Origin of the sequence: Ramlibacter sp., from assembly GCF_013697775.1 — a bacterium.
Taxonomy (GTDB): domain Bacteria; phylum Pseudomonadota; class Gammaproteobacteria; order Burkholderiales; family Burkholderiaceae_C; genus Ramlibacter.
This window is the reverse complement of the sequence record NZ_JACCWG010000043.1, coordinates 1-11,114: the sequence shown is the minus strand read 5'-3', so window position 1 is coordinate 11,114 and position 11,114 is coordinate 1. Positions and strand designations below refer to the sequence as shown.

The window sequence follows — 11,114 nt, the reverse complement described above, 5'->3', positions numbered from 1 at the left end:
CCCAGCCGCCCGCGCGAACAGACATGACGAGCACAACGAGCCATCTGCGCAACCTGACGCCCGAACAGTTTCTGGCGCTGCGCCGGCCATCGCGCATCGTGCCGCGCGAAGGCGCGCAGGAACTGCTGCCGCTGTCCTATTCGCAGGAGCGGCTGTGGTTCCTGGCGCAGATGGATGGCGGCAGCCAGGCATACCACCTGCCGGTCGGATTGCGGCTGGCGGGCCAGGTGGATGCGGCGGGGCTGGAATGGGCGATTGGACGGATCGTGGCGCGGCACGAAGCGCTGCGCACGCGGTTTGTGGCGGTAGGAGGCGAGGCGTTCCAGCGGATCGACGCCGATGCCGCGTTCCAGTTGCGGCACGAGGATTTTCGCGGCGCGGCCGATGCGCAGGAGCGCTTGCCGCATCTGCTGTCTTCCGTTGTGCAAGAGCGCTTCGACCTGGAACAAGGGCCGCTACTGCGCGGCTGCCTGGTTCGGGTGACCGAGGACGAACACGTTCTGGTGCTGGTGCTGCACCACATCGTCTCCGACGGCTGGTCGGTGGGCGTCCTTGCGCGCGAACTCAACACGCTCTATGCAGCGCATTGCCAGGGTGCCGGCGACACTCTTGCGCCGCTCGCGTTGCAATACGGCGACTACGCGGTGTGGCAGCGGCGCTGGCTGAGCAGCACCGCGCTGGCCAAGCACGCCGGCTACTGGCGCGAGCGCCTGTTGGATGCACCGCAGTTGCTGCGGCTGCCGACCGACAGGAAGCGCCCGACGCAGCAGGATTACAGCGGCGCCTCCATCCAGGTTGCGCTGGATGCCGACTTGACCGAGAAGCTGAAGGCGCTCAGCCTGCGTCACGGCGCGACGCTGTTCATGACGGTGCTCGCCGCCTGGGCGCTGGTGCTGTCGCGCCTGTCGGACCAGCAGGAGGTCGTCATCGGCACGCCGACCGCCAACCGCACGCGCACCGAGCTGGAAGGATTGATCGGTTTCTTCGTCAACACGCTGGCCCTGCGCATCGACCTGTCCGATGGACCGACCATCGCGCAGCTGCTGGAACGGGTGAAGGGCATCGCGCTGGAAGCGCAGGACCACCAGGACCTGCCGTTCGAACAGGTGGTGGAGCTGGTGAATCCGACGCGCAGCCTGTCGCACACGCCGCTGTTTCAGGTGATGTTCGCCTGGCAGAACACGCAGGAAGATGCACTGGCGTTGCCCGGCGTGCAGGCGCAGCCGCTGGCGGTGGGCTCGCCGGCGGCGAAGTTCGACCTGACGCTGGACCTGACCGAGCGGGCAGGGCGCATCGTCGGCGTGTTGAACTACGCCACAGTCTTGTTCGACGCCGATACGGCGAGCCGCCACGCTCGCTACCTCTTGGCCACGCTGACCCAATTCGTGGCCGACCCGCAGCAGCGTGCCGACGGCGTCGATCTGTTGCCCGAAGAGGAACGGCACAAGATCCTGCATGGCTGGAACGCGACCCGGCGGGCACCGGCGAGCGCCGCCAACGTCGTGCAGATGTTCGAGTCGCGGGCCGCTGCCGACCCCGAGCACGACGCGCTGGAATGCGAAGGCGAGCGCCTCAGCTACCGCGTGCTCAACGAAGCAGCCAACCGGCTCGCGCACGAACTGATGGATCGCGGTGTCGGTGCGGACCAGCGCGTGGCGCTGTGCCTGGAACGCTCGCCGGAGATGATCGTCGCCGTGCTGGCCGTGCTGAAGGCGGGCGGCTGCTATGTGCCGCTGGACCCTGCTTATCCGCAGCAACGCCTTTCGACCATGCTGTCCGATGCCGCGCCGAAACTGCTGTTGACGCAGGAGCGGCTGCGCGAGCGCCTGCCCGCCAGCGACGTGCCGATGCTGCGGCTCGATGCGGACCGCGGCACCTGGGCCGGCCGGCCTACCGGCAACCCCGGCGCCACGGTCTACTCAGAGAATCTCATCTACGCCATCTACACCTCCGGCTCCACCGGCCGGCCCAAGGGCGTGGCGCAGACCTGGGGCGCGCTCGGCAACCTGGTTGGTTGGCAGATCCACCACGCCGCGCCCGGAAGCGCGCCGGCCGAGCGCGTGCTGCAGTTCGCCTCGCTCAGTTTCGACGTGTCGTTCCAGGAAATCTTCAGCACGCTGTGCGCAGGCCACACGCTGGTGCTCTTGTCCGAAGAGCGCCGCAAGGAGCTGGGCGAGCTGCGCGCCTTCATCGCCGAACACGACATCCGTCGCGCGTTTTTGCCCAACGCGGTGCTGCAGCAGATCGTCGACTTCTCTTCAACTGCCGACGCGCCCGGACAGTGCGAGATCGTCACAGCCGGCGAGGCATTGCAGGTCAACGATGCATTGCACCGCTGCATGCGCGCCCTCGGCGGCAGCCATCTCTACAACCAGTACGGGCCGACCGAGGCGCACGTCGTCAGCCAGTACGCCCTGGCTTCCGCCGATGCCAACCGCTGGCCGACGGCGCCTCCGATCGGGCGGCCGATCTCCAATGCACAGCTTTACGTGCTCGATGCCGCGCTCCACCCCGTGCCCGTGGGCGTCATCGGCGAGCTGTACATCGGCGGCGCGGGACTGGCGCGCGGCTACCTGAACCGGCCGGACTTCACCGCCGAGCGCTTCCTGCCCAATCCCTTCGCCGACGCACCGGGCGCGCGCATGTACCGCACCGGCGATACCGCACGCTACCTGCCCGACGGCAACATCGATTTCACCGGCCGCACCGACGGCCAGGTGAAGATCCGCGGCTTCCGCGTCGAGCTGGGGGAGATCGAAGCCGCCCTGGCCGCACACCCGTCCGTCCACGAGACGGTCGTGCTGGCCCGCGAGGACCGCGCGCACGACCGGCGGCTGGTGGCCTACGTGGTGGCGGGGGCCGGGCACGCTCGCGCTGAACTGCAAACAGATGCATTGCGTGCGGCCTTGCTCGCGTCGCTGCCCGACTACATGTTGCCCGCGCACTTCGTGCTGCTGGACGGCCTGCCGCTCACGCGCAACGGCAAGATCGACCGCGAAGCCTTGCCCGCGCCGGACATGGCGCACGGCGAAACCGGGTATGCGGCACCCCGCACGCCCGCCGAGACGTCGCTGGTCCGGATCTGGGCCGAGATCCTGCAGCGCGGCGAGGTGGGAATTCACGACAACTTCTTTGCCCTGGGCGGGCATTCGATGCTGGCGGCCCGGCTGATGTCCACGATTCGCGTCCAGCTCGGATGCACGCTGTCCCTGGCGCTGATTTTCAAGCACCCCTCCGTCGCCGAGCTGGCCGGCTGCATCGAGCGCGGGGTGCCATCCACCGTGGAACTGGTTGTGCCGCTGGACGCGCACCGTTTGCAGCACGTGCGGAAAATCGATCGCGTGCGGGCCGGCCGCACGCGATCCGATCCCACGCCCAAGCAGGTCATGCTCACCGGCGCCACCGGCTTCGTCGGCGCATTCCTGCTGCGCAGGATGCTGGACGCTTGGGACGGGAACGCTGTCTGCCATTGCCTGGTACGTGCCGGCGACGCAGGGCATGCCTTCGAGCGCATCCGCGAGTCGATGCAGCAGTACGGCCTGTGGCGCGACGAAGACGCATCGCGCATCGTCGGCCTGCCGGGCGACTTGAGCGCGCCTGGATTGGGCCTGGACGCCGCGCCTCAGCTCGCGCGGACCTTGGACCTGATCGTGCACAACGGCGCGGCGGTGAACCACGCCTTGCCCTATGAGGAATTGCTGCAGCCCAACGTCGATGCGACCTTGTGGCTGTTGAATCTCGCGGCAACCGGCAAGGCCACGCAGTTCGCCTTCATCTCCACGCTGGACACCTTTTGCCCGAGGAACGGGCGCGCTCGCGTGGATGAGAACACGTCGAACCTGGAGGATCGGCATCTCGCGCAAAACGGCTACTCCGCCAGCAAGTGGCAGGCCGAGCAGCTCGTGGACCGCGCCCGCGCCCAGGGGCTGGATGCACGGACATTTCGGCTGGGCCGTGTGGCGATGGACAGCCGGCACGGACGGGGCCGCATGGACGACGTCGTGGCGCGCTACCTGCACACCTGCCTGATGCTCGGCGCCTACCCCGACAGGCCTTATGCCGAGAAGATCATTCCCGTGGATGCCGTGGCCGACAGCGTGATTGCACTGCTTGGCCAGGAAGGGCCGGGGCGTGGCAATTACCACCTGATCGGCGAGCAGGAGATCGACTGGCGGCACGTGCTGGGCCTGGCCGCTGAATTCGGCGTCGCGCTGCAGCCCATGGCACCCGAAGCCTGGCATGCAGCGGCGCTTGCGGCGTCAATGCGCGACAGCGCCTTGCCCTTTTCCCCATATCTGCACATGGCGTCGGGGCCGCGCGAGAACCACCGGATTTCCGAACGCACGACCGTCGCCGAACTCCAGGCGCTGGGCCGCACGGCGGCGTTGGTGGAAACGCAGGTGTTGAAGCGCTACATGGCGCGCATCCTGGTGCATTTGCAGCGAACCACGCACTGGCGTGGCGATTTTTCATTCGACGTGTTTACCGGGAATGCGCAGGCGACCGAGAGTCTCGCCGCGATGAAAGAAGTTGAATGACGACAACGACAAGCAATCTGCGCAACCTGACACCCGAGCAGTTCATGGCGCTGCGCCGGCCGTCGCGCATCGCGCGGCGCGAGGGCAACGAGGAACTGCTGCCGCTGTCCTATTCGCAGGAGCGGCTGTGGTTCCTTGCGCAGATGGATGGCGGCAGCCAGGCGTACCACCTGCCGGTCGGACTGCGGCTGGCGGGCCAGGTGGATGCAGCGGCGCTGGAATGGGCGCTGCAGCGGATCGTGGCGCGGCACGAGGCGCTGCGCACGCGCTTCACGGCGGTCGGTGGCGAGGCGTTCCAGCGGATCGAGGCCGAGGCTGGGTTCCAGTTGCGGCGCAAGGATTTGCGCGCTGCGGCCAACGCGCAGGAACGTCTGTCGCAGCTGCTGTCCTCGGTCGTGCAAGAGCGCTTCGACCTGGAGCACGGGCCGCTGCTGCGCGCTTGCCTGGTCCAGGTCGGCGAAGACGAACACGTGCTGGTGCTGGTGCTGCACCACATCGTTTCCGATGGCTGGTCGGTGGGCATCCTGATGCGCGAGCTGAGTGCGTTGTATGCTGCGCGCCGCGCCGACAAAGGCGACGTCTTGCCGCCGCTCGCATTGCAATACGGCGACTACGCGGTGTGGCAGCGGCGCTGGCTGAGCAGCACAGCACTGGCCAAGCATGCCGACTATTGGCGCGGTCTTCTATCGGACGCGCCGCAGCTGCTGCGGCTGCCCACGGACCGCAAGCGCCCCGCACAGCAGGACTACAACGGCGCGTCCATTGAGGTTGCGCTGGATGCCGTGCTGACGGAGAAGCTCAAGGCCCTCAGCCTGCGCCACGGCACGACGCTGTTCATGGCGATCCTCGCCGCCTGGGCGCTGGTGCTATCGCGCCTGTCGGGTCAGCAGGATGTTGTGATCGGGACGCCGACCGCCAACCGCGCGCGCACCGAGCTCGAAGGATTGATCGGCTTCTTCGTCAACACGCTGGCGCTGCGCATCGACCTGTCCGATGGGCCCACCATCGCGCAGTTGCTGGAGCGGGTGAAAGGCATTGCGCTGGAGGCGCAGGACCACCAGGACCTGCCATTCGAGCAGGTGGTTGAGCTGGTGAACCCGGCGCGCAACCTGTCGCACACGCCGCTGTTCCAGGTGATGTTCGCTTGGCAGAACACGCAGGAAGATGCACTGGCGCTGCCGGGGTTGAGCGCGCAGCCGCTGAGCGTGGGCTCGCAGGCGGCGAAGTTCGACCTGACACTGGACCTGACCGAGCGGGCAGGGCGCATCGTTGGCGTGCTGAACTACGCCACCGCCCTGTTCGACGCCGACACAGCAAACCGGCATGCCCGGTACCTCTTGGCCACTCTCACTCAATTCGTGGCCGACCCGCGGCAGCGGGCAGACGCCATCGATCTGTTGCCCGAAACGGAGCGGCACAGGATACTGCATGACTGGAACGCGACGCAGCAGGCGCCGGCCAGCACCTGCAACATCGTGCAGCTGTTCGAGGCGCACGCCGCCGCGAACCCGGAGCACGACGCGCTGAAATACGAAGGCGAACGCCTCAGTTACAGCACGCTCAACGAAGCGGCCAACCGGCTGGCGCATGAACTGAGGCACCGCGGCGTCGGTGCGGACCAGCGCGTGGCGCTGTGCCTGGAGCGTTCGCCGGAGATGGTGGTCGCCGTGCTGGCGGTGCTGAAGGCGGGCGGCTGCTATGTGCCGCTGGACCCAGCCTATCCGCAGCAGCGCCTTTCGTCCATGCTGGCCGATGCAGGAGCGAAGCTGCTGTTGACGCAGGAGCGGCTGAGCGACCGCCTGCCCGCTAGCGAGGTGCCGGTGCTGCGGCTCGATGCGGACCGCGGCACCTGGTCCAGTCGGCCCGCCGGCAACCCCGGCGTCCCGGTCCATCCCGACAACCTGATCTACGTCATCTACACCTCCGGCTCCACCGGCCGGCCCAAGGGCGTGGCGCAGACCTGGGGTGCCCTGGGCAACCTGGTCGACTGGCAAATCCACCATGCCGCCCCCGGCAGTCCGCCGCCCGAGCGCGTGCTGCAGTTCGCCTCGCTCAGCTTCGACGTCTCGTTCCAGGAAATCTTCAGCACGCTGTGCAGCGGCAACACCCTGGTGCTGCTGTCTGAAGAGCGCCGCAAGGAGCTGGGCGAGCTGCGCGCCTTCATCGCCGAACACGACATCCGCCGTGCCTTCCTGCCCAACGCGGTGCTGCAGCAGATCGTCGATTTCTCGTCGTCCGCCGACGCGCCCGGACAGTGCGAGGTCGTCACAGCCGGCGAGGCGCTGCAGGTCAACGATGCGCTGCGCCGCTGCATGCGCACGCTGGGCGGGCGCTATCTCTACAACCACTACGGCCCAACCGAGGCGCATGCCGCCAGCCAGTACGCGCTGGCCTGCGCCGATGCCGACCGCTGGCCGGCTGTGCCGCCGATCGGGCGGCCGATCTCCAACGCGCAGGTCTATCTCCTCGACGCCGCGCTGCAGCCCGTGCCGGTGGGCGTCACAGGCGAGCTGTACATCGGCGGCGCCGGGCTGGCGCGCGGCTACCTGAACCGTCCGGACCTCAGCGCCGAGCGCTTCGTGCCCAATCCCTTCGCCGAAACGCCGGGGCAGCGCATGTACCGCACCGGCGATGCGGCACGCTTCCTGCCGGACGGCAACATCGACTTCACGGGCCGCATCGACGACCAGGTGAAGATCCGCGGCTTTCGCATCGAGCCCGGGGAGATTGAGGCCCTGCTGCTGCGGCAGCCGGAGGTCCGCGAGGCGGTGGTGCTGGTGCGCGAGGACACGCCCGGCGACCGCCGGCTGGTCGCCTACGTCGCCGGTGTTGCCGGCACTGCCGACACCGCGGTGCTGCGCGCCCGCCTGCAGCAGCACCTGCCCGAGCACATGGTGCCCACCCACTGGGTCGCGCTCGAGCGCCTGCCGCTGAATGCCAACGGCAAGCTGGACCGCCGCGCGCTGCCCGCGCCGGCGCAGTCCGCGTCCGAGGCCGATTTCATCGCGCCACGCAACGAACGCGAGGCGCGGATGGCGCAGATCTGGGCTGCGATCCTGAAGGTCGAGCGGGTCGGTGCCTTCGGCAACTTCTTCGCGCTGGGCGGCCATTCGTTGCTGGCCACGCGGCTGGTCCACGCCATCAACCAGCAGATGCAGGCCCGCCTGTCGCTCAGCATGCTGTTCCAGCACCCGGTGCTGGCCGACCTGGCGGCGGCGACGGCAGGCCCTTCGGCGGACCACGCGGGCGAGGCCTTCGCCACCATCCGGCCGGACGCCGCGGCGCGCTGGCAGCCGTTCCCGCTGACCGACATCCAGCAGGCCTACTGGGTCGGCCGCGAGGCGACCGCGCAGCTGGGCGGCGTCGCCGCCCATGCCTACGAGGAGCTGCGCATCCGCGGCTTCGACGCGGCGCGCTTCGCGCGCGCGCTGAACCGGCTGATCGCGCGCCACGACATGCTGCGCGCCGTGTTCCACAGCGACGGCACGCAGCAGGTGCTGGAGACGGTGCCGCGCTACGAGATGCCCTGCCGCGACCTGCGCGGCAAGGACCCGGCCACCGCCGAAAGCCTGCTTGCCGATATTCGCGAGGCCATGTCGCACGAGATGCGCGATGCCGGCCAGTGGCCGCTGTTCGACTTCCGCGTCACGCTGCTGGACGGCGACGTGACGCACCTGCACATCGGCACCGACGCGCTGATCGTCGACGCCGCCAGCACGCAGATCCTGGGGCGTGAGCTGATCCGGCTGTACGCGGACCCGGAAGCCGAGTTGCTGCCGCTGGGCGTATCGTTCCGCGACTACGTGCTGGCCGAACGCGCGCTGCGCGCCACGCCGCGCTGGGAACGCGCGCTGGCGTACTGGCGCGCGCGCCTGAACGACTTGGCGCCGGCTCCGCAGCTGCCGCTGGCGCGCCAGCCGGAAGCCATCGCCACGCCGCGCTTCACCCGCCACGAGGCCACGCTGCCCGCGGCGCAATGGACAGCGCTGAAAGCGGCCGCGCGGCAGGCTTCGGTCACACCGTCGATCCTGCTGCTGACGGCCTTCTCGGAAATCCTGGCGCTGTGGAGCCGGCATCCGCGCTTCACCGTCAACCTGACGCTGTTCAACCGCCTGCCGCTGCACCCCGATATCAACCGCGTGATCGGCGACTTCACCTCGCTGGTGCTGCTGGAGATGCGCATCGATCCCGCCGCCGGCTTCGCGCAGCAGGCCCACGCCGTGCAGGCGCAGCTGTGGCGCGACATGGACCATGCGGCGGTCAGCGGCGTGCAGGTGCTGCGCGAGCTGTCGCAGGCGCGCGGCGTGCAACAGACGGCGATGCCGGTGGTGTTCAACAGCACCCTGGGGGATGGCTCCGGCTCGGGCGCCGCCGACATCAGCCTGGCCGACGCGCTGGGCGCCGAAGGGGTGCACACCATCACCCAGACGCCGCAGGTGTGGCTGGACCACACCGTGCTGGAGTCCGAAGGCCGCCTCATCTTCAACTGGGACAGCATCGAGGGCCTGTTCCCGGACGGCATGGTCGATGCGATGTTCGCTGCCTACCGAAATCTGCTCGGCCAGCTGGCGCAGCCGGCGGCATGGCAATCGACGCTGGCCACGCTGCTGCCGTGGACGCAGCTTGCGCCCGCGCCGCTGCCGGCCGCGCTGCCCGATCCGCAGCTGATCCAGGAACTGTTCGACCGCCAGGCCATGGCCACGCCGGACGCGCCGGCGGTGATTTCCGCCGGCCGCACCATCGGCTACGGGCAACTGCGGCAGGAAGCCCGCCATTGGGGTGCCCGCCTGCAATCGCGGGGCGCGGTGCCCAACCAACTGGTGGCGGTGGTGATGGAGCGCGGCTGGGAGCAGGTGGTGGCGACCCTCGCCGTGCTGTATGCCGGCGCCGCCTACCTGCCGCTGGACCCGGCGCTGCCGGCCGCGCGCATCGCGCAGATTTTGGAGCAGGCGCAGGTGCGCCTGGTGCTGGTGCAAGCGCGTTGGCTGGACCGGCTCGCGCTGCCGGCCTCGGTGGAAGCCATCGCCGTCGAGGAGACGAAAGATGCCGCGGCGAGTGACGACGCACTGCAACCAGCCGCGACCCAATCCACCAACCTGGCTTACGTCATCTACACCTCCGGCTCGTCCGGCACGCCCAAGGGCGTGATGATCGACCACCGGGGCGCGGTCAACACCTTGCGCGACGTCAACGAGCGTTTTGCGATCACCACAGCGGACCGGGTGCTGGCGATCTCGTCCCTGAGCTTCGACCTGTCGGTGTTCGACCTGTTCGGCACCCTGGCCGCCGGCGCCGCCGTGGTGCTGCTGGAACCCGACGCCGCGCTGGACCCGGCCCACTGGCATGCGCTGGCCGAGACGCACCGCGTGAGCATCTGGAACTCGGTGCCCGCACTGCTGGGCATGCTGGCCGAGTACGCGGAAAGCGCCGGCCTGCGCTTGCCCGGCGCGCTGCGCCTGGCCATGCTCTCGGGCGACTGGATCCCCGTCGGCCTGCCGGCGCGCGTGCGCGCGCTGGCCCCGTCCCTCGATGTCGTGAGCCTGGGCGGCGCCACCGAGGCCTCGATCTGGTCGATCTGGTTTCCGATCGGGCAGGTCGATCCGGCCTGGCGCAGCATTCCCTACGGCCGCGCGCTGCGCCACCAGCAGGTGCACGTGCTGGATGACGCGATGCGCCCGCGGCCGGCCTGGGTGCCTGGGCAGCTGTACATCGGCGGCATCGGCCTGGCGCAGGGCTACTGGGGCGACGCCGCGCAGACCGCGCGCAGCTTCGTCATGCATCCGGCCACCGGCGAGCGGCTGTACCGCACCGGCGACCTGGGGCGGCTGCTTCCGGGCGGCGACATCGAGTTCCTGGGCCGCGAGGACGGCCAGGTCAAGGTGCAGGGTTTCCGCATCGAACTCGGCGAGATTGAAACGGCGCTGGAACAGCATCCGGACGTGCGCCACGCGGTGGTGCGCGCGCTGGGCGCCGCGCAAGGAGAGAAGCGGCTGGCGGCCTACGTGGTTGCGCAGCGGCCCGGCCTGGACGGCGCCAGTCTGCAGCGCCACCTGGCCTTGCGCCTGCCGGCCTACATGGTGCCGGCCTCGTTCACCTTCCTCACCGCGCTGCCGCTGTCGGCCAATGGCAAGGTCGATCGCTCGAAGCTGCCCGAGCCCGCAGGCGACACCGCACCGCAGGCGCAGCTGGCCATCACCGGGGCGGCCGAGCAGCGCGTGGCAGAGATCGTCCAGGAGATCCTGAAGCAGGGCGCTCTCGCGCTCGATGCCAACCTGCTGAGCCTGGGCGCGACGTCGATCGACGTGGTGCGCATCGCCAACGCGCTGTCGCGCGAACTGGGCTTCCGCCCGCCGCTGGCGCAGCTGTTCGCCGAACCGACGCTGGCCAGCCTGATCGGCCTGTACCGCGAGCACATGGGGCGCGAGGGCATCGCGCAGGCGGCGCAGCAAGCCTCGCGCGCAAGGGATGCGGGCGGTGCGGACAAGGCGGACGACACCGTCGACGATCCGCAGCAGCGCAAGGACTTCAAGGCACGCGCGCTCGGCCGGCGCGTGTTCGCCGGCGGCCCCCGCGCGC

General features: G+C 69.3%; 2 protein-coding genes. Both read left to right on the top strand.

All coding sequences use genetic code 11. The features are described from left to right. The first annotated feature begins 23 nt into the window (after nt 1–23). Entirely contained in the window at nt 24–4,538 is a 4,515-nt protein-coding gene (locus H0U68_RS02645; RefSeq protein WP_296352614.1) for a non-ribosomal peptide synthetase, read from the top strand. After that, the coding region (locus H0U68_RS02640; protein WP_296352613.1) for a non-ribosomal peptide synthetase at nt 4,535–11,114 on the top strand (6,580 nt) is incomplete at its 3' end. The genes H0U68_RS02645 and H0U68_RS02640, both read left to right, overlap by 4 nt.

What these genes read in the sequence shown, in the direction of transcription:
- H0U68_RS02645 (WP_296352614.1), top strand. Translation starts at nt 24, where the DNA reads ATGACGAGCACAACGAGCCATCTGCGCAACCTGACGCCCGAACAGTTT.